This is a genomic window from Paenibacillus piri (assembly GCF_004354045.1).
Classification (GTDB): domain Bacteria; phylum Bacillota; class Bacilli; order Paenibacillales; family NBRC-103111; genus Paenibacillus_S; species Paenibacillus_S piri.
This window is the reverse complement of record NZ_SMRT01000013.1, coordinates 74,151-92,382: the sequence shown is the minus strand read 5'-3', so window position 1 is coordinate 92,382 and position 18,232 is coordinate 74,151. Positions and strand designations below refer to the sequence as shown.

Sequence of the window (18,232 nt, the reverse complement as noted above, 5' to 3'; positions counted from 1 at the left end):
CGCCGGTCTCTTAATCGTTGTCATTTGTTAAACATACCGTTGCGATTAGTCGCCTGTTGAAGCCGTTGGCTGCAGCATTATTGGCGGCGCCGCTTTCGGTCTGTCTTCCGACGCTATTGGCTGCGCCTTTTCAGGAGCCGCTGCTCTCGACCTGTCTTCCGTGGCCGTTGGCTGCAGCTTTGCGGGTGGAGCCGGTCTTGATCCGCCATCCGATCCTGCTGCTTGTACCCTTACAGGAGCTTGCGCTCTTGGACTGTCCTCCGACGGCCTGTCATTCGGCGCAGTTGACATTACCCCTCCGGGAGCCTTCGGACTCGGCTTGACATCCGGAGCCGGTGACTGTACCTCTAAGGGAGCTTGCGGGCTCGACGGATCATTCGCCGTCGTTGGCCGCTGCCCTGCGGATGGCTTCAGTTTCGGCGCGTTTTCCGGGCTCGTTGGCTGCTGCTCTGCAACAGCTGTCTGTTTCGACGTATCTTCCGGGTTCGTTATGTGCTGCTCGGCGGAAGCCGATTGTTTTGCCGTGTCTTCCGGGTTCGTTATGTGCTGCTCGGCGGAAGCCGATTGTTTCGTCGCTGTTTCTTCGGAAACGGTCCCACTCGACAATTGTGCGGATGTCTGGCTGACCTTGGGATTCGTTAACGTACATCCGCTTATGAAGATTAAGGTTGCCATTCCAAGAAACGACCAACGATACGAATTTGATTTGAACTGTTTGATCATTTTAACTCTCCTTTGCAGCTGCGTTTTGCTTCCTGTCAGATTTACGTTTCCTGCAACAACCCGAACGGGCTGCGAGAAATTTTCCAACAATTTAATAAGGGTATATCCGTAATCCCGGGTTTTGTCAGGTGCCAGGCAGCTGAGCGCAAGCGCGTCGCTCGCGATTTCCTGGTCTTCCCTCATTCGACGATACGCATACCAAAGCACCGGATTAAACCAATGAACAATCAGCAAACCGTGCATGATCCAATTGACCCCAATATCATTTCGTTTGCTGTGAGCCAGTTCATGCAGAAACACATGCTGCAATTGATCGTCATTCAAGCCGGTTAAAATAGTTTGCGGCATGATCAATTGGGGTTTGATAAAACCGAAAAGCGCCGGCGTTGCCAAATTACCCGTTTCCATAAGGGCAATGGGTTTATGTACCGCCATCATTTTTTTACATCGATTAAATAGCTCAAGTACTCTTGCATCGGTTATCGCGGCCGTCTCTTTTTTCATCTTTTGAGCAAATTTCCTGTTGATCCATATTGTATAAGTTCCCAATAAACAGACGCCTACCAGCCATATAACAAATACATTCCGGTAAATAGCTTGGCCGGGCGATTCCGGCATAACAGCTCTGGTCCGTAGTTCATCCTGATTAAGTTGTACAGCCGAGTGAACGGATTCGGTATAACCGATCCAATTATAAATACTGAGTTCGCTCTCCGGGCCCCATGGCAGCATTAATCGCAAAACAACCAACAACCACATCAAGTAATGCCATCTTGGTTTTAAACGATGCTTTAGCACAAGCTGCGTCACCAAAATCAGCATAACTAAAACAGTTGCCATGATCGAGACAGAGCAGACCCAATCGAAGAGATTAATAAGGTGTTCTGTTAGTCGATTCACATTCACCCTACCCTTTCCTGAATCGAGTCAATGAGCTGAACAACAGGTATGAGACAAACCGCAAATCGTTCATTTTGTTTTGTCATCGAGAATATTTTTCAATTCTTTAATATCTTCCGGAGAAAGCCGCTCTTCTTTCAAAAAGTTAACAAGCATCGGCTTAAATGCGCCGCCGTAAATTCTCTTTAGGAAGGAATCGGTTTCCGACTTCACGCATTCGTCTTCGGATACTAACGGGAAATACGCATACACCTTGTTTTCTTGCGAGTACGAAATAGCTTGTTTCTGGACTAATCTGTTTAAAAGCGTTCTGACTGTTTTCGGTTTCCAATCCGTATGATCTTCCAAAGCCTCAATCACTTCATTGGCCGTACATGGTGTCTTGGCCCAGAGCACTTTCATGACTTCCCATTCCGCATCGGATATATGGGGAACGCTTTGCATCGTTTTACCTCCTCGAATTATTGATTACATACGTAATACAAAGTAATATTACACCTGTAATCCACGATTGTCAAATTCAAATCATTTCCAAATTGATGTTCGAACGTCGAAAAAAACTGCTCAATCCATGATCAAGCAATTTAAAATCGACATATCTTTAATTATCGAACTAGTAGAAGTTAAAGGGATGGATACGACTGAATTCGGGGTATGCGCAAGTCAGATTACCGATAGATTAAACAGAACATAATCGACACTGTAAACTAATGCCGGATGGCGAAAAAGCAATAAAGAGCTGCCGCGGCAGCTCTCTTTATCCTGCCGGGTTCGGCTGGCCCTTGCTCTGAGAGTCCGTTGGAATCAGCCCATCAGAGCACAGCGATTCTTTAAGCAGCGCCTGCTGCAGCGTGCTTTGAACCACCAGCTTATCTTTGATCGAATCATTCAAATCAAGGATGATTTTCGCTAACTTCGCGCTGATTCCGGTGACTACGGCTTGGCATCCGAGAAGATTAGTACCTTCGATAATACGGATAACTTTGAGGAAAATATCGGCATTCAACAAAGCGGCTCCGGACATATCGATGAATATCTTTTGAATATTTCGCTTTTCGATTTCTTCCAGCAGCTTCTCTTCCACTCTGCTCATGCGCGGTTCGTCAAGCGTACCGATCAAGGGCAGCACGGCAATCTGGTTAAAAATCGGGATTAAAGGAACGGTCAATTCGTCAATAATCGCCTGCTTCGATTTGATCACCTCTTCTCTGTATTTCGTAAAGACGACATTAAACTGAATGATAAAATTGTCTAACGCGTCGTTTATCCGTTCGGACAAGTCAAACACTTCCTCCGGCGAAATTCCGGCGTGCAGATGATATTGGCGGAGAAACAACCATATCACTTTGCGCAAGGCATAAAACCATTCCATCTTCATCATGATCGGAACATCGGATTTCGCCCAGACCATCCCCCGTTCTTGGGCTAATTGGATAATTTCCTGTGTCATTCCATCGTGGATGAGCGATAAAATCTGATTCGCATGGTCCAGCAAATCTTGTGTCGTTACAAATTTAAGAGAATCCACAATCTCGAAGCTGTTCTGCGCTTCTATCTCCAACTGACGGTTAAATAACTGCCGATTGGCGTCAAAAAACTCCCCAACACTCATGGTGTTGTCGATGGTTAGCTCCATTTGCATTTTATCCTCCAAAAATCGGTCTATCATCGGAATCTGGATTGTAAATTCGGTGCCCTGGTGTTCAAGACTTTCCACATTAATGGTCGCCTTATGCTCATAGAAGGTGCTGTACACCTGCGACAAACCAAGCCCGGTGCCTGTATCCGTTTTTGTGGAGAAGAACGGAGTCCCTAACATCGAGAGCTTGTCTTTAGGTATTCCTTTGCCCGTATCGCGAATGCGGAAGCAAACTTTATTGTCCGACCTGAAATGTTCAACTGTGATCGTTCCTTCGCCTTCAATGGCCTCAAAAGCGTTTTTTAACAAGTTAAAGATCGCCCGTTTCAACTGGTTCCGTTTGCCCAAAACCATGGAAGCCGTATTATAAAAGCGCTTTTCCACCTTAACTCGATACATTTCATGGTCAAAAAGTGACAGCGTATTCTCAAGAATTTCACACAAATTGACCGAGGACCAATTCTCATCGTTCTTCTCAGGCTTGGAAACAGCGAGCAAATTTTGCACGGTGGAAATGGCTTGTTCCAATTCGGAATTAATGATTTCCCAATAACGGCTATCGTGTTCCTTTTGCAAGAGCTGTAAAAATCCTTTAACCGATGTCAATGGATTACGAATCTCATGAGCAATACCGGCAGATATTTGTCCAATTGCAGACAATCGCTCCAGCTGTTCGTGCGCTCTGTCATTTTGTTTCTTTTTGTCATCCATAGGCGCGTCACCCTCTTACAATCATGATTGTTCTTATTTATAATACCGTAAACTTGGTACAGTTACATAGATTTTCTTACAAACGCGTTACAAATCTTGGGATTTTACTATTTCTACTTACATTTTTCCATCTGATACAAATATTATTTTCAACTATGTGGAATATATTATTACATAAAGATAACACTCGGATACTTTTTTCGCTTTAATTTTTTTGATGTTATTTTAATTGACACAAACATGACCATTCTACTATAATGTCGTTATTAGTTAACTGTTTAGTTTAACCGAACGATTAAATTAGATGAGGTGATCGTGAATGAAACGGAGACACCCGGCAACAACAAGCGTTTCCCGTATAACCGCAGCACTGGCTGTAGTTTTACTGACAACGATTCTGAATGGCTGCGGAAACGGCGCCCCCCCTCCAAAGGCGCTGACAAAGGAAGTTGTGGTCACTAATTGGTTTGCAGAACCTGAGCATGGAGGGTTGTATGCCGCACTCGAGAAAGGATTTTACAAAGACAACGGTTTGGATATGACGATTGAACCGGGAGGACCGCAGGTATCGTCCATTCTGCAGGTGACCTCGGGCAAGGCGAATTTCGGGATGGCGCAAGGTGACGAGCTGCTTGTTGCCCGCAAGGAGGGTATACCGGTCGTAGGGATTTTCGCCGATTTTCAGAAGGATCCCCAAGCCATTATGTATCACAGCGGGAAGCCGCTGCAGAGCTTTAACGATTTGAGCGGGCGTACAGTCTATGTAGCGCAAGGGGCCATGTATTGGGAATATCTGAAAAAAGCTTATAAGCTCAATAACGTTAAGGAGATGGCCTTTACCGGCAATTACACCGGTTTTATCAATGACAGCAATGCCGCCATTCAAAGTTATACCACCTCCGACCCTTATATTTTTAAAACAAAAAATGTAGATGTACAATTCCTCCCTGTCTATGATTCAGGTTACCGCCCTTATGCCAACGTCCTGTTTACTACAGAAAAGATAATCAAAGAAAAACCCGAAGTAGTCAAAGCATTTGTCGAGGCAACGGCCAAAGGCTGGACTTATTACAAAACCGGCTACGAGGAAATTAACCCTGTGATTCATAAAATTAATCCGGAGATTTCCTTGGACAGCATGAAAGCGACTGCCGAAAGCGAGATGGATCTGATCTTCTCGGGAGACGCGGTTAAGGGAGGTGTAGGAACGATGACGGAGGAGCGTTGGATGGATCTGGCTAAGCAATTGGTTGCTATCGGGATTATCCCTAACACCGATGAAGTCAAACATGTATTTACGACCAAATTCATTCCTAAGCCGGAATAGTTATTAGAATAGGTTATAAATTGAAATGGCAGTCTTCCAAATATCAAACAGGATGTGACATGATATGGATTCCGTATTGGCAAATCAATGGCTTCCCGTTTCCTTCTCCAAAGATCTTCAGAAGGACCCTATCAGCGCAGTAGTGCTTGGAGAAAGGGTGGTCGTATTTCGGACCGCCCAAGGAGTGAAGGCCTTAAAGGATTTATGTATTCATCGCGGGGCTGCTTTATCTCAAGGAAAAATGATCGGGGACGAAATCATGTGCCCCTATCACGGCTGGCGTTACGACGGCAGCGGAAAATGCACGGCAATCCCCCAGCAGCCCGCTTCCCGCCAAATTCCGCCTAAAGCCTGTGCTGTACCCTACGGATGCACAGAGGCTAGAGGGCTGGTTTGGGTAAATCTGAACGGGGATGATCCGGCCACTCTTCCGCCGTATATAGAATATGAGGATCCTGACTATAAAACCTTTTTCTGCGGCCCTTATCAAGTTCACGCCTCGATGCCGCGCGTAGTGGAAAATTTTCTTGATGTCGGACATTTAGCTTTTCTGCATGCCGGCTCTCTCGGAGACCCGGCCCACTCCGAAATAACCGATTATGCTGTACACAAAGTGGATAGCCGTCTTGTTACCGATACAATCTCGGTTTTCCAGCCTGACCCTGACGGTCGTGGAATGGCCTATTTGACGGACTATGTATATGAAATATTGAAACCGTCTGTAGTGCGTTTCAAGAAAACGGGCAAGCATCCGTCCGAATGTTATTCCATGATGCTGGCCGTCTTGCCGGAAGGTCCCGTATCCTCCAAGGCGTTTATTTGCGGATCTATGAATTACAACAAACATGTGACCAATGAAGAGTTTGCGGAACGGCAATCGATGATTTTTAACGAGGATACATCCGTATTGGAAAACCAACGCCCCGAACTGCTGCCTCTGGACCTGCAGGAGGAGCTGCATCTGCCCGCCGACCGCTTAAGCATCGCTTACCGGAAGATGCTCAAAGAGATGAACGTCAGCATCGGAACTGCATAGCCAGCAGATTGACACCGGCCAAACCTGACGATATATTCGTTGTAGTCGATTTTAATCATTGGAGTGCTAATCAATGGAACATGTAGAAAATGGGAACAAAGACCAACTAACCGTTCAGGAAACGATCTTAGAAGCTGCGGAAGCCGTTTTTTCCCGGAAAGGTTATGCCGGCACACGAATAAGCGAGATCGCTAAATTGGCGAAGGTCAACCAAGCGCTCGTCCACTATTACTATGAAAACAAAGAAAAGCTTTATCAGGCTGTGCTTGCGCTTCTGATTGGGAAATGGCAGGTCCATGTTCAAAGCACACAATGGATCGGCGATAACCCGAGACAAATACTTCGCCAGTTTATACACACCCACTGTGCTTATCATTTCCGTTATCCAAGCCTGTATAAGCTCGCAAAATGGGAGGAGCTGGAGGGGAGAGATTTGTTTGCCCTCCCTTTCTTTGAAATTGATGTCAAAGAGAAAATACGCGCTTTTATCGCTTGGCAAAGAACCGGCCACCTTAATCCTGCCGTAAATGTGAATACGTTACTTTATTTGATCTGGGCCATGATCCAACATTTTTACAGCAAAAGCCCGGAGGATCTGGCCTATTTATTAAAAAGCGAAGGGGAGCCGTCAAAGCTCCAACATGAAATAGCGGAACAAATTACAGAAATAGTATTAAACGGAGCATTCAAGCTTCATGACGAAAAAGCTTCTTTGCTTGCCGTTCCTCCAAATGAAGGCAGCATTCCGCTCTCCGTATGGATTCCTCCAACGGAGCTGCCGGAATACGGGGAAGCAGCAGAAGCCATCCGGGATCACTTATCCAAATATCAAGATCTAAAAGTAACACACCTAACGGGCGTACAACAACTCAAAGAACCGCCCCTTCATATTCGCGGAGCCGTACTGATTGTACCAAGCCGGTATGGGGAAATGCCCGATTGGCTGCTTGAACTCCTGCAAGAATGGACCGCTAATCCGGCATTAATTACCGGGCTATGTGTAGGCGTTTGGGTTATAGGCGTTGAACCGCCTTCTTTACTGCTGCAAAAAATCATTGAAGAGCATATTAACCGCCTGGGCGGCTACACCTTCCCGCGAACCGGCGGCCAGCTCGAGCATGAATATTTTAAGCGTTTCCATATACTGGTTAGGTCGATGGCATAAACATGGCCAAACTGCAGAAAATACGAAAAAGCCCCTAAGACAGGGGCTTTATCTTTGTGTTCGCAAGTTGATTGTTAATTTCGTATGAGATAATCGAACGCGCCTAAGGCTGCATTTGCACCCGATCCCATCGAAATGATGATCTGCTTATAGGGACTATTGGTACAGTCGCCTGCGGCAAACACACCGGGTACGTTCGTAGCGCCGTGACGATCCACAACGATCTCGCCGAAGCGCGTGCGTTCAACCGTATCGGCTAACCAATCGGTATTGGGAACAAGACCGATCTGAACAAACACACCCTCTAATTCGACATGATGCTCAGCTCCAGAATCGCGTTCGACGTAGGTAATCCCGTTGACTTTGTCCGTGCCGGTAATCTCTTTGGTTTGAACGTTCTTATGGACCGTTACGTTCGGGAGACTGTAGAGACGCTTCTGCAGGACGTCATCGGCCTTCAGCTCGGGCATGAACTCGAGCACCGTCACATGCTTCACGATGCCGGCAAGATCAATGGCCGCCTCGATACCGGAATTGCCACCGCCGATCACGGCTACATGTTTTCCTGTAAACAAAGGGCCGTCGCAATGAGGGCAGTAGGCTACGCCTTTATTCTTGAATTCCGCTTCGCCGGGAACGCCAACATTACGCCAACGCGCGCCGGTTGAGAGAATAACGGTTTTGCTCTTCAGCACAGCCCCGTTCTCCAGCTCAACTTCAATGAGATTTTTCTTTTCCAAGCGCTTAGCGCGCTGGAGCTTCATCACGTCGATGCCGTATTCTTTGACATGTTCCTCCAGGCTCGCCACAAGCTTGGGACCTTCGGTATATTTGACGCTGATGAAGTTCTCGATGCCCAAAGTGTCCATAACCTGACCGCCGAAACGCTCGGCGACAATCCCGGTACGAATGCCTTTGCGCGCCGCATAAATCGCCGCGCTGGCGCCGCCGGGGCCGCCTCCGACGACAAGCACGTCGAACGGCTCCTTATTCGCAAATTCGGATGCATCGGGAGCGCCCTCCAGCTTGGCGAGTATCTCTTCTAGCGACATTCGGCCGCTGCCGAAAAATTCCCCGTTGAGGTAAACCGAAGGTACAGCCATGACGTCTTTACTTTCAACCTCATCTTTGTATGCCGCACCGTCGATCATGGTATGCGAGATGCCAGAATTGAGGATGCTCATCAGATTCAGTGCCTGCACGACGTCGGGACAGTTGTGGCAGCTCAGGCTGACGTATGTCTCGAAGCGATATTCGCCGCGGATGCTCTTGATCTGATCTATGAGGTGTTGTTCCACCTTAGGAGGCCTTCCGCTGGTTTGCAGCAGCGCAAGCACCAAGGAAGTAAACTCATGTCCTAAGGGGATGCCGGCAAAAGCAACCCCCGTGTCTTCGCCCGTACGGTTTACACTGAAACTCGGCGTTCGGGACAATTCGGTTTTCTCCACCGTGATCTTGGAGGATAAACCGACGATTTCATCCACCAGCGCCAGCATATCAAGGGATACGGCATCGGACCCCGCACTCACTTTGATCTGCACATCGCCTTCCATGAGCTGCAGGTATTGACTTAGCTGTGCTTTGATATCTGCGTCCAGTGCCATAAGTTTTCGCTCCTTAGATCTTTCCGACAAGATCGAGGCTTGGCTTCAGCGTTGCGGAACCTTCTTGCCACTTCGCAGGGCATACTTCGCCCGGATTGTTCCGAACATACTGGGCAGCCTTGATCTTGTTCACCAGAATGCTTGCATCGCGGCCGATGCCGCCAGCATTGATCTCGATGGCTTGGATCACGCCGTCCGGATCGATAATGAACGTACCGCGATCGGCAAGACCGTCGGCTTCGATCAACACATCGAAATTGCGGGAGATCGTATGAGAAGGATCACCGATCATGATATAAGTGATTTTGCGGATCGTCTCGGAGCTATCGTGCCATGCTTTATGCGTGAAATGAGTATCTGTAGAAACGGAGTAAACTTCAACGCCGAGGCTTTTTAATGTTTCATATTGATTTTGCAGATCCTCGAGCTCCGTCGGGCATACGAACGTGAAGTCGGCCGGGTAAAAACAAACGACACTCCATTTCCCCTTGAAGTCAGCTTCCGTAACGTCGATAAATTTACCGTTGTGATAAGCCGATGCTTTAAATGGTAGCACTTCTGTTCCGATTAGAGACATATTGATTTTTCCTCCTTAAATTTGGTTGAAATTCGTTAATATAGCAATGATAACACAGATAGGCGTGAAAATCATGAAGGTATGATGAAGATCGCGGGACTTTGGCAGCGAAAATGAAAAGCGCCCGGATTTCCGGACGCCACCAGTTACGAAAGATTGCGGGCAAAGCTAGACGGCCTCAGTCTTGACAGGGTGCAGTTCACTGTTTAGACCAAGCGTCCGCGCTGTTGAAATATGAACTTCGTGGATAAGCTCCGGGTTTTTCAAGAGTGACACGCCATAAGAAGGAATCATTTCTTTTATTTTCAGTTCCCACGCTTTTATATGTTGCGGGAAGCATTTTTTTATTATCTCAAGCATGACGGAAACGGCTGTAGAAGCGCCTGGAGAAGCGCCGAGCAATGCGGCTATCGATCCATCAGCGGCAGTAATCACTTCCGTACCGAATTGAAGCGTTCCTTTGCCGCCTGCTTCTGTATCTTTGATAACTTGTACACGCTGGCCCGCTACGACTAAATCCCAATCCTCGCTTTTCGCGTTCGGGATAAACTCGCGCAACTCTTCCATGCGCTGTTCTTTCGATAACATCACTTGCTGGATCAAGTATTTTGTCAATGACATCTCTTTTGCGCCTGCCGCCAGCATCGTTAAGACATTATTCGGTTTTACGGAAGTGACTAAATCGAACATTGAACCCGTTTTTAAGAACTTTGGCGAGAAGCCGGCAAACGGTCCAAATAGCAACGATTTTTTATTGTCGATATATCGTGTGTCAAGATGCGGAACAGACATTGGCGGAGCGCCAAGCTTAGCTTTACCGTATACTTTGGCATGATGCTGCGCCACAACATCCGGATTATTGCACACCATGAATATTCCGCTTACCGGGAATCCGCCGATATGTTTCCCTTCAGGAATACCCGATTTTTGCAGCAAATGCAGGCTTCCGCCTCCGCCTCCGATAAAGACGAATTTCGCCGTATGGCGTTCGACGCTGCCGCTACTGAGATTCTTCACTTTCAATTCCCACGAGCCGTCGCCAGCACGTTTAATATCATCAACACTATGTTCGTAGTTTATATCGACGCTTTTACTCTTTAAATGGTCAAACAACATCCGCGTTAAAGCGCCAAAGTTGACGTCCGTTCCAGAGTCGATTTTTGTTGCCGCTATAGGCTCATTCGATGTACGGTCTGTCATAACAAGCGGAAGCCATTCCATCAGTTTTGCAGGGTCATCAGAAAATTCCATACCTTGAAACAGAGGATTGTTGGACATCGCTTCAAAACGTTTCTTTAAAAACGTTACATCTTTTTCCCCTTGTACCAAACTCATATGAGGCAACGACATGATAAAGTCCTGCGGATTGCTTATCAGCTTGCTGTTTACAAGATAAGACCAAAACTGCTTTGAAACCTGAAACTGTTCATTAATTTTTATAGCTTTGCTAATATCTATAGATCCGTCCGGTTTTTCGCTTGTGTAGTTAAGCTCGCACAGTGCAGCATGTCCCGTTCCCGCATTATTCCATTCGTTAGAGCTTTCCTCACCTGCGTTTGCAAGCCTCTCAAACACTGTAATTTCCCAGTCTGGCACTAATTCTTTCAGCAGTGACCCTAAAGTCGCACTCATAATTCCTGCACCAATTAAGATAACGTCTGTTTTGGTTTGTCTGTTACTCATTTTTACCGTCCTAACACGCTAATATTTGAAGAAAAGATGTAGGCACTCCTGCTCAGGCTCCATAGCAAGTCAGGGTGCGGCCTAATCACACACCTTTTCTGGATTAATTATAACCTGATCATATTGTGCCACTATTAATTATAGATTAAGATACTTACTATTATATGATAGTTAGATGCTATTTAAAAGACGGTAAATTTCAGTGATGACAAACACACAAAAACCAAGGCCTTAACCCAGCTGCTTGCAAGGATTGTGGCTTTGGTTTGCCGTTTGTTGCGCTGTACTGGCTTATTTTGGACATAAAAAATGCTCCACTTTCCGGTAGCAAGCATACCATCCTACGTTCTCCTGCAAAGAGAGGCACCGAAAAATTTAACCGTCACTTATGATACCGTACTTTTTATTTTAATCTTGTTTATATTTTTCTTTCACAATGTTGGAACCAATCCCTGCGCCGATCATTAAAATTAAAGATCCAAAATTCCAAAAAAACGATCCGCCATACAAAGTAAAATCTAAAGTTGTAAATTTGTTTAGGGCAATAATACCTAGTTTTATTATCAAAAGAGCAACACCTATTAAAAATAAAACATCAAATATAAATTTAAGTTTAGGATATGCCAGCTGCTTACTATCCTTTATCACTTTCTGTTTCAACTCCTCATCACTCCTTAATAATTCATCAATGGTTAGACCAAAGAGATCACTTACTTTAATAATGATTTCAATGCTTGGATAATTTTGACCATTTTCCCATTTAGAAACGGACTGTCGACTTACAAACAGCTTTTCCGCTAACTCTTCTTGAGACCAGCCTTTATTCTTTCTCTCACTTTTCAACTTCTCTCCAAAAATCATCTCGGCAATCACCTTCCTACGATCTATACCTCAATATTGTTAAACCCAGTGCTAAATGTAAAGATAACTTTAGTTGCAATACCCCGCAACCTCAAGTTGCCGTTATCTATAAATCCTAGTTTAGTCATCATTTGAGCGATAATGCGCTACATTCGCGCGTTGGCAGATGAGTACAGATTTCAATCCGTGGGATCGCCAGCAGCCGTAATGGCTAAAGCAAGAAACGGCGATATAGTGAAAAAATACTAAAGGAGCATGCCGCGGCAGCTCCTTTAGTAATAATACGGAATATATTCCCTTAATTTTCGAATACCGCGAAAACAAAATTAATTAAATATAGCCCATTCTCGCATACTGCCATTCCGGCGCTTGGTACTGTTTCAGCAATTGGAGGAGCTTGGAGGCGTAATGCTCTTCCAAAGCATGATCCCGAATTGCCGACGTTTGCTCAGGATCTTTCCCGATATCGTATAATAAATGATGGTCCGGCGCGTTATGGTGTCTGCGCGATGCTTCCGGTACCCGATAAACCGGCATCCGTGTTTGCGGCAAAAATTTCCCGAGCTCGGCATGTTCATACTGTTCCGGCGTTTGAGCGGATATAACCGGAGTCGCCGTATAATGGTAGGCAACTGAATCACGAAGCGGCTGCCGGGTGTACGTGTAACGGCCATCGGTCAGGCTAATGTCTTTGGCGAAGTAGCCGTAGAGAACCGCATCATGGTGTTTCTCGTCTTTTTCCAGCAAGTGCACCAACGATTTCCCTTGCACGTACCCGGACGGAACGGCTCCGTGCAGCTCCAACAGTGTAGGCATCAAATCAATGGTCGTGGTGAGCGCCTGCACCCTTTTCCCGTTCATCGGCGAACCGGGCCGGTATGCAATAAGAGGAATATGCGCCAGCTTCCGATAATCGAACATGTAGTTTTTGGCCCAATACCCGTGTTCTCCGAGTAAATGCCCGTGATCCGTCGTCAAAATAACGGTCGTGTCTTTCCATAATTCAAGCTCATCCATCTTGTCAAGAAACTTCCCCAGCCAAACGTCAGCCATTGTCAAAGTTCCAGCGTAGCCTTTACGGATATGGTCGATCGCATCGGGGCCTTCGTATTCCGTATCAACAGGTGCATAGTTAGGCCAATCGAAATGGTACGGCCCGCTCCAGTTATCGGCATAAAGTTCGCGGTATTTCTGCGGACAAACGAACGGTTCGTGAGGATCGAATACTTCCAAGTGCAGCAGCCAGTTATCTTGGTCGTGATTATTTTGCAAAAAATCAATAGCCCGCATAAAGCATTGCGGGGTCGGGTAATCTTCATCTCTTTCGAGATCCATGCTGAGTCGGTTGACCCAGTCCTGCCGGCGGTTTTTTCCGCGATATACGGGAATCTCGGGATCCTTCACGCGAGGCTGCCAATGGTCGCCTTCTTGGCCGCGCATAAGCTCCCATGTGTTAAAAGGTGCCTGATAGCCTGAACCAGCCGCCTCAAAGTAATGGTAGTGATCCGTGATCATATGGCTGTAGGTCCCGGATTGTTTATTCAGCTCTCGGGGGTAAGCTTCGTCAAAGGGCTGAAGCGGACACCAGCGTGATTCCAGGAAATTGAGACGACCCGTCATGATTTCCCGGCGGGCAGGCATACACGGTAGAGAACCGGAATAATGGTTGTCGAAAACCACCCCTCTCTTCGCCAAGCGATCGATATTAGGCGTTTCTACCCAAGAAGACCCATATGCATTCAAGTAATGGCGATTTAACGAGTCCATTAAAATAAACACTGTTTTCACGTAAATCCCTCCGTGTCAATACTCCGGACCAGCCCACAGGCTGCCAAACACCTTCGTGGATGACCTCCTACGTCCCATCGGGGTTCTGTAACGCAGTGGTTTCCAGGCGATGTTGTTCCTTTTTCTTTCGTACCTTCATTATAAACCGGACGGGCTGAGGGAAACCTTAGATCTCTACGGACATATCTATAATTTCTACAGGAAACGGCATGGCTTAAAACTTGGACTTAGTTTCGTTTTGCCATTCCTCAATCTACGCTGTGAGAACAAAATTCATCCTCATTTACCGTCACTCCTGACAATCTTCGATTTAAGTATACTCCATCTATCAGTCCCTGCTTGTACATAATTTCAACGACTAACGCCAGTTGAGCTTGTTCTTTTTCTTCATAAGCAAATATGACCGGGTGTCGGTCTATTGGAACACACTTAAAAATCTCTTTTAACAAGAATTGAAGTTCTTTAGATAACTCTTGATATCCCGCATCTTGCTTCAAAACGTTGCTCCCGATTTCTTCTGTTCTCATAGCAATAAAATCATGCAAATAAGTACCAAGATTCTTTATCAAACTCTGACACTTCCCCTCAAAAAGTGACATCAAAGTGAATGCTCGATATTAGTTATTGTAGGGTGACTTCACTTTGATGTCAATGTGAGCGTATATCCACAACATTCATATTGGTATAATAATGACATCACTTTGAAGAGGTATTAGCTTTTATGGCCACTAATAAACGAGTCTTTACCTTGCGGTTAGAAGAAGAAAATTTTGAGAAAATCAAAATGATTGCGGATAAAAACAAACGTTCCATTGCCATGCAAATTGAATATCTCATCGAACAACATATCGATGAATTTGAGCGTAAGAACGGGATTATTCAAATTGAAAAATAAACCGAGTCCAGAGACGTCTACCGGATGGCCTGTTCCGAATAGGGCAGCTTCCACTAACGTCTTTTTGTTTATCCATTTAAATGCGGAAGTGACATACATGAAAACGAACCGTGCTTTCCCCCATTGGGAGAATTCATCAAATCGCGCAGGGAATGGTTGCAGCCCTCAGAGGCGGGGATACAGCCGCTGCCCGGACGAAGGCGAACCCCGGGGCTACGAAAGAGGTTTCAAGGCGGCTGTGTCAGCCAAAAAAAAGCTCTTCGAATCCCGCCTGCAGGCGAGAATCAAAGAGCATATCTTAGTGGCCTCTCAGGGCGTGCTCGATTCGCTTATCCGGCAAGAACCAGATCATGGCAACGAGTACGAAAAAGAAGCCGGATATCCAGGGGCTCACATATGCGGTTAAGGCCGCGATCAAGTACAGCAAGGGAGATAATTTCCCCTTCCAGTCTTTGCCCATTGCCAAGACGAACGAGGAATCACCGGAATGTTGTTTAATAATCGCGTGCTGAAGTAGCCAGTACGAGAACGCCGCTAATAGTAGAATAATACCGTATAGCGCCGTTGGAGTAGCTGCAAAATGGCTTTCCCCCATCCAAGCTGTCGTGAACGGCACAAGGGATAACCAGAAGAGAAGCAGCAGGTTGATCCACATCAACCGCCCGTTCATCATGCGAACCATGTGCAGCAGATGATGATGATTGTTCCAGTAGATACCGACATAAACGAAACTGAAGATGTAGCTAAGAATTTTTGGGCCGAGTTCGCTCAGTGCATACCAGTCATGGCCTTCCGGCACTTTAAATTCCAACACCATGATCGTAATGATAATCGCCAACACGCCATCACTGAATGCTTCCATCCGATTCGCCTTCAGAGTGGGCTCACCTCTTCCTCTCTTCGCGCTTTTTAATTCATACGACAACAGAAACTTTGCATAAAACCCTTCATACTGTCAACTATTCTATACTGGAGTGACCTCTGATGCAATCGAAACTCGGCAAACCCGTCGGAATCTTAAATGTAAATAAGGAAAATCCCAAATTTTCAGTTTCCCGGTACTCGCCCTCCGCCGATCTCATTCATTTCATTGAGCATCATTGGGTTGTCCGCTGGGATCTTCGGGGACAGGAACCGCACCTTCATGAAACCTTGCCTCATCCTTCCGTTCATCTTGTGTTTGAAAGAGACAATTCGCGAATTGTGGGACCGCATGGTGCCTTTCCAGGAAGTATTCGGAATGAGCATAAATTTCGATTTTGGTTTCGCCTGTATTAAATGATGCGAACTGCATCGCCTCTGCGGAAAAGCCCATTGGAAGCTCCATCACGTCTCTATAAAACGCTACACTTTGATGGAAATCTTTTACCAACAGTCTGATTTGCGACAATTTCATTGTTCCACTACCTTTCTGTACAAATTGTGGCTAACCCGATAGTACAAAGGTTTCCTATGCCCAATTTAACAAATTCACGGAAACCGGTATTGTAAAAACACGAAAAACTTGCCGTTATTTGTGGTACGGTTCTTGAGAAATCGACTCTTTCAATACATCTCTAAACGTCATCGGTACTCGACCGGTCAGGTTAGCTAGAGCGGGATCGGTTTGCGCGAAATCGCCTTTCCGGCTCGCAAGAAAAATACCCGTAAGCAGGTTGGCCCTCGCTTCAGGGAGACCTTGGGACATTAAGTAGTCCCGATACCGTTCATCGGACACGATAGTTCGGCGGATAGGGCGACCGATAATCTCCGAGGCAATCGAAGCGATACCGTCCATGTCAATCGCTTCGGATGCGGTAAGGTTAGGAGTTATGCCGTCATATTTTTGATCAGTTATGATAGCCGCTATAGCTTCGGCTAAGTCGGAGTGCGATGTCCAAGCAACCGGACCATCCTCAGGAGCGATCAATTCCCCTGTTTTGATTGCTCCACCGATCAACATAAGCGCTGATGCGGCGTAATAGCCGTTACGAAGCGACGTGAAGGCAATACCTGAGGCCTTAAGCATTTCTTCGGTAGCAGCATGGTGGATCATAGGTATGAAGTACGACATCGGAGAAGCCCCCATATGGCTTGTATATAGTACTCGACTTGCACCGGCCTTCTTTGCTGTGTCAATTGCTGTTTGATGTTGACGAATTCCGGCTTCCCCCAGGTTGCCGGACGAAACGATGAGAACTTGTGACGCTCCCTCAAAGGAATGGATCAGACTCTCGGCGTCTTCGAAATCACCCTGCCGGACACGAACCCCAAATTCCTGAAGTTCATATGCCTTATTCGGTTCGCGGACACTCACACCAATCTGCGCGGCAGGAACACGCTTAAGCAACTGCTCTACCACCGCCCGACCCAATTTCCCATTAGCTCCAGTAACGATAATCATTATAACAATCATCCTTTCTTTTGTTTTACCCACACGAGTGCATCAGTCGCGAACTTGAATATTCATACAACGTTACCTACACAACAGTTTCGTGTAAAATACATTGTATAAACAAAGGATAAGGGGGTTGAGCTTTTAGAACAACCAGCAGAAGGCTGTTATTGTTGTGTTGACAACTTTTATGTATTTTTGTTGTTTTTAATTCCATAAGAAAGTGTGATGTACTGTGACAGTAAACCCTACTGATCCTCGAGTAAAACGAACGCGTCAATTATTCATGCAATCCTTCATGGAACTGCTCGAGCAAAAGAAAAATATATACTCCATTTCTGTGCAGGATATTACGACAAGAGCGACCGTTAATCGCTCCACCTTTTATGCGCATTTCGAGGATAAATATGCTTTTCTTGAGAATTGGATGACGGAAAAGTTCCAGATGATCTTACGGAAAAGATTGCCCGATGATTCAAAATTCGATATGAATAACTTGCGAACCCTCATTCAAACCATATTCGATTTTCTTATCCGGTTTCGGCAATACATGACTCCGGGAGACAAGCAGTTTGAACCGATGTTTGAAATCGCAATGCAAAAGGAAGTTCATCGGCTCCTGCTCAAATGGTTAAGCGAGGAGTCAATTGCCGCCTTTTCAAAAGAGAGAGTGGAAGCTACGGCCCTAGTCTTAAGCTGGGGCATATTCGGGTCGGCCATGCAATATAGCCGCAGTCCCCAAGACCACACGGTGGAAACGATGGTAAAAGACGTGTTGGAGGTTGCGGAGGTCAGTTTAGTACCCGTTTGGGTACGATAAACCGGATAAAAGACTGAACGAGAAATTATCCTTATTCTGCAAGAGCAGCAACGTCCGATTCAACCGAAACGCAAATACCCTTCTCCAGTACATGATCCGCCAGATCAAAATGAAGAAGGGCCAACGATT

17 protein-coding genes and 1 pseudogene are annotated in these 18,232 nt (G+C 46.1%); 6 read left to right on the top strand and 12 right to left on the bottom strand.

The features are described from left to right. Nucleotides 1-45: 45 nt before the first annotated feature. From E1757_RS23680 to E1757_RS23670, 3 genes are all read right to left on the bottom strand, one after another. Nucleotides 46-1,623, bottom strand: a complete 1,578-nt coding sequence (locus tag E1757_RS23680; RefSeq protein WP_133232777.1) for a M56 family metallopeptidase — start codon at nucleotides 1,621-1,623, stop codon at nucleotides 46-48. A 69-nt stretch (nucleotides 1,624-1,692) separates the two neighbouring features. Beyond that, nucleotides 1,693-2,067: a penicillinase repressor BlaI gene (gene blaI / locus E1757_RS23675; protein ID WP_133232775.1), complete on the bottom strand. Its 375-nt coding sequence runs from the start codon at nucleotides 2,065-2,067 to the stop codon at nucleotides 1,693-1,695. A gap of 313 nt (nucleotides 2,068-2,380) precedes the next feature. Further along, nucleotides 2,381-3,973 carry an ATP-binding protein gene (locus E1757_RS23670; protein ID WP_133232773.1) on the bottom strand — a complete coding sequence of 531 codons (1,593 nt, stop codon included), beginning with the start codon at nucleotides 3,971-3,973 and terminating at the stop codon, nucleotides 2,381-2,383. Between the two features lie 319 nt (nucleotides 3,974-4,292). Here E1757_RS23670 and E1757_RS23665 point away from each other — a divergent pair, with 319 nt between their 5' ends. The 3 genes from E1757_RS23665 to E1757_RS23655 all read left to right on the top strand — a co-directional run bounded on the left by E1757_RS23665 (nucleotide 4,293) and on the right by E1757_RS23655 (nucleotide 7,501). Next, on the top strand, nucleotides 4,293-5,300 hold the full coding sequence (locus E1757_RS23665; protein WP_133232771.1) for an ABC transporter substrate-binding protein: 1,008 nt from the start codon (nucleotides 4,293-4,295) through the stop codon (nucleotides 5,298-5,300). 64 nt (nucleotides 5,301-5,364) lie between these two features. Then, nucleotides 5,365-6,336, top strand: coding sequence for an aromatic ring-hydroxylating oxygenase subunit alpha (locus E1757_RS23660; protein WP_133232769.1), 972 nt, complete (start codon nucleotides 5,365-5,367; stop codon nucleotides 6,334-6,336). Between the two features lie 73 nt (nucleotides 6,337-6,409). Then, a complete protein-coding gene (locus E1757_RS23655; protein ID WP_133232767.1) occupies nucleotides 6,410-7,501 on the top strand; it encodes a TetR/AcrR family transcriptional regulator in 1,092 nt (363 codons plus the stop codon). Nucleotides 7,502-7,575: 74 nt separating this feature from the next. On the opposite strand, the gene ahpF is transcribed toward E1757_RS23655, so the two are convergent. The 6 genes from ahpF to E1757_RS23625 all read right to left on the bottom strand — a co-directional run bounded on the left by ahpF (nucleotide 7,576) and on the right by E1757_RS23625 (nucleotide 14,583). Next, a complete protein-coding gene (ahpF, locus tag E1757_RS23650) occupies nucleotides 7,576-9,105 on the bottom strand; it encodes an alkyl hydroperoxide reductase subunit F (protein ID WP_133232765.1) in 1,530 nt (509 codons plus the stop codon). 13 nt (nucleotides 9,106-9,118) lie between these two features. Further along, entirely contained in the window at nucleotides 9,119-9,682 is a 564-nt protein-coding gene (ahpC, locus tag E1757_RS23645; RefSeq protein WP_133232763.1) for an alkyl hydroperoxide reductase subunit C, read from the bottom strand. Nucleotides 9,683-9,850: 168 nt separating this feature from the next. Continuing rightward, nucleotides 9,851-11,365: a malate:quinone oxidoreductase gene (locus tag E1757_RS23640; RefSeq protein WP_133232761.1), complete on the bottom strand. Its 1,515-nt coding sequence runs from the start codon at nucleotides 11,363-11,365 to the stop codon at nucleotides 9,851-9,853. Between the two features lie 408 nt (nucleotides 11,366-11,773). After that, nucleotides 11,774-12,226, bottom strand: a complete 453-nt coding sequence (locus tag E1757_RS23635; protein ID WP_133232759.1) for a helix-turn-helix domain-containing protein — start codon at nucleotides 12,224-12,226, stop codon at nucleotides 11,774-11,776. Between the two features lie 330 nt (nucleotides 12,227-12,556). Then, nucleotides 12,557-14,014 (bottom strand): sulfatase, encoded by a 1,458-nt coding sequence (locus E1757_RS23630; RefSeq protein WP_133232757.1) that lies wholly within the window; start codon nucleotides 14,012-14,014, stop codon nucleotides 12,557-12,559. Between the two features lie 248 nt (nucleotides 14,015-14,262). Beyond that, the gene (locus E1757_RS23625; protein WP_133232755.1) at nucleotides 14,263-14,583 is read right to left on the bottom strand and encodes a hypothetical protein; all 321 of its coding nucleotides are present in this window, start codon (nucleotides 14,581-14,583) and stop codon (nucleotides 14,263-14,265) included. 152 nt (nucleotides 14,584-14,735) lie between these two features. Here E1757_RS23625 and E1757_RS23620 point away from each other — a divergent pair, with 152 nt between their 5' ends. After that, on the top strand, nucleotides 14,736-14,909 hold the full coding sequence (locus E1757_RS23620; RefSeq protein WP_133232753.1) for an Arc family DNA-binding protein: 174 nt from the start codon (nucleotides 14,736-14,738) through the stop codon (nucleotides 14,907-14,909). A gap of 298 nt (nucleotides 14,910-15,207) precedes the next feature. On the opposite strand, the gene E1757_RS23610 is transcribed toward E1757_RS23620, so the two are convergent. Then, a complete protein-coding gene (locus tag E1757_RS23610) occupies nucleotides 15,208-15,786 on the bottom strand; it encodes a TMEM175 family protein (protein WP_133233009.1) in 579 nt (192 codons plus the stop codon). Nucleotides 15,787-15,893: 107 nt separating this feature from the next. Between E1757_RS23610 and E1757_RS37290 the strand changes: the two are divergent. Next, a pseudogene (locus E1757_RS37290) lies at nucleotides 15,894-16,067 on the top strand (helix-turn-helix domain-containing protein); the annotation flags it as partial. Here E1757_RS37290 and E1757_RS23605 read toward each other — a convergent pair. Both E1757_RS23605 and E1757_RS23600 read right to left on the bottom strand, forming a co-directional pair. After that, nucleotides 15,997-16,305: a VOC family protein gene (locus E1757_RS23605; RefSeq protein ID WP_133232751.1), complete on the bottom strand. Its 309-nt coding sequence runs from the start codon at nucleotides 16,303-16,305 to the stop codon at nucleotides 15,997-15,999. The pseudogene E1757_RS37290 and the gene E1757_RS23605 overlap by 71 nt on opposite strands. Nucleotides 16,306-16,419: 114 nt before the next feature. After that, the gene (locus E1757_RS23600; RefSeq protein WP_133232749.1) at nucleotides 16,420-17,292 is read right to left on the bottom strand and encodes an SDR family oxidoreductase; all 873 of its coding nucleotides are present in this window, start codon (nucleotides 17,290-17,292) and stop codon (nucleotides 16,420-16,422) included. 289 nt (nucleotides 17,293-17,581) lie between these two features. Here E1757_RS23600 and E1757_RS23595 point away from each other — a divergent pair, with 289 nt between their 5' ends. Further along, nucleotides 17,582-18,103 (top strand): TetR/AcrR family transcriptional regulator, encoded by a 522-nt coding sequence (locus tag E1757_RS23595; protein WP_246079434.1) that lies wholly within the window; start codon nucleotides 17,582-17,584, stop codon nucleotides 18,101-18,103. Nucleotides 18,104-18,232 lie beyond the last annotated feature (129 nt).

Excerpts from the sequence above, each read along its gene's own strand:
- blaI (WP_133232775.1), bottom strand. The coding sequence starts at position 2,067 with ATGCAAAGCGTTCCCCATATATCCGATGCGGAATGGGAAGTCATGAAA.
- E1757_RS23670 (WP_133232773.1), bottom strand. The coding sequence starts at position 3,973 with ATGGATGACAAAAAGAAACAAAATGACAGAGCGCACGAACAGCTGGAG.
- E1757_RS23665 (WP_133232771.1), top strand. The coding sequence starts at position 4,293 with ATGAAACGGAGACACCCGGCAACAACAAGCGTTTCCCGTATAACCGCA.
- E1757_RS23660 (WP_133232769.1), top strand. The coding sequence starts at position 5,365 with ATGGATTCCGTATTGGCAAATCAATGGCTTCCCGTTTCCTTCTCCAAA.
- E1757_RS23655 (WP_133232767.1), top strand. The coding sequence starts at position 6,410 with ATGGAACATGTAGAAAATGGGAACAAAGACCAACTAACCGTTCAGGAA.
- ahpF (WP_133232765.1), bottom strand. The coding sequence starts at position 9,105 with ATGGCACTGGACGCAGATATCAAAGCACAGCTAAGTCAATACCTGCAG.
- ahpC (WP_133232763.1), bottom strand. The coding sequence starts at position 9,682 with ATGTCTCTAATCGGAACAGAAGTGCTACCATTTAAAGCATCGGCTTAT.
- E1757_RS23640 (WP_133232761.1), bottom strand. The coding sequence starts at position 11,365 with ATGAGTAACAGACAAACCAAAACAGACGTTATCTTAATTGGTGCAGGA.
- E1757_RS23635 (WP_133232759.1), bottom strand. The coding sequence starts at position 12,226 with ATGATTTTTGGAGAGAAGTTGAAAAGTGAGAGAAAGAATAAAGGCTGG.
- E1757_RS23620 (WP_133232753.1), top strand. The coding sequence starts at position 14,736 with ATGGCCACTAATAAACGAGTCTTTACCTTGCGGTTAGAAGAAGAAAAT.
- E1757_RS23605 (WP_133232751.1), bottom strand. The coding sequence starts at position 16,305 with ATGAAATTGTCGCAAATCAGACTGTTGGTAAAAGATTTCCATCAAAGT.
- E1757_RS23600 (WP_133232749.1), bottom strand. The coding sequence starts at position 17,292 with ATGATTATCGTTACTGGAGCTAATGGGAAATTGGGTCGGGCGGTGGTA.
- E1757_RS23595 (WP_246079434.1), top strand. The coding sequence starts at position 17,582 with ATGGAACTGCTCGAGCAAAAGAAAAATATATACTCCATTTCTGTGCAG.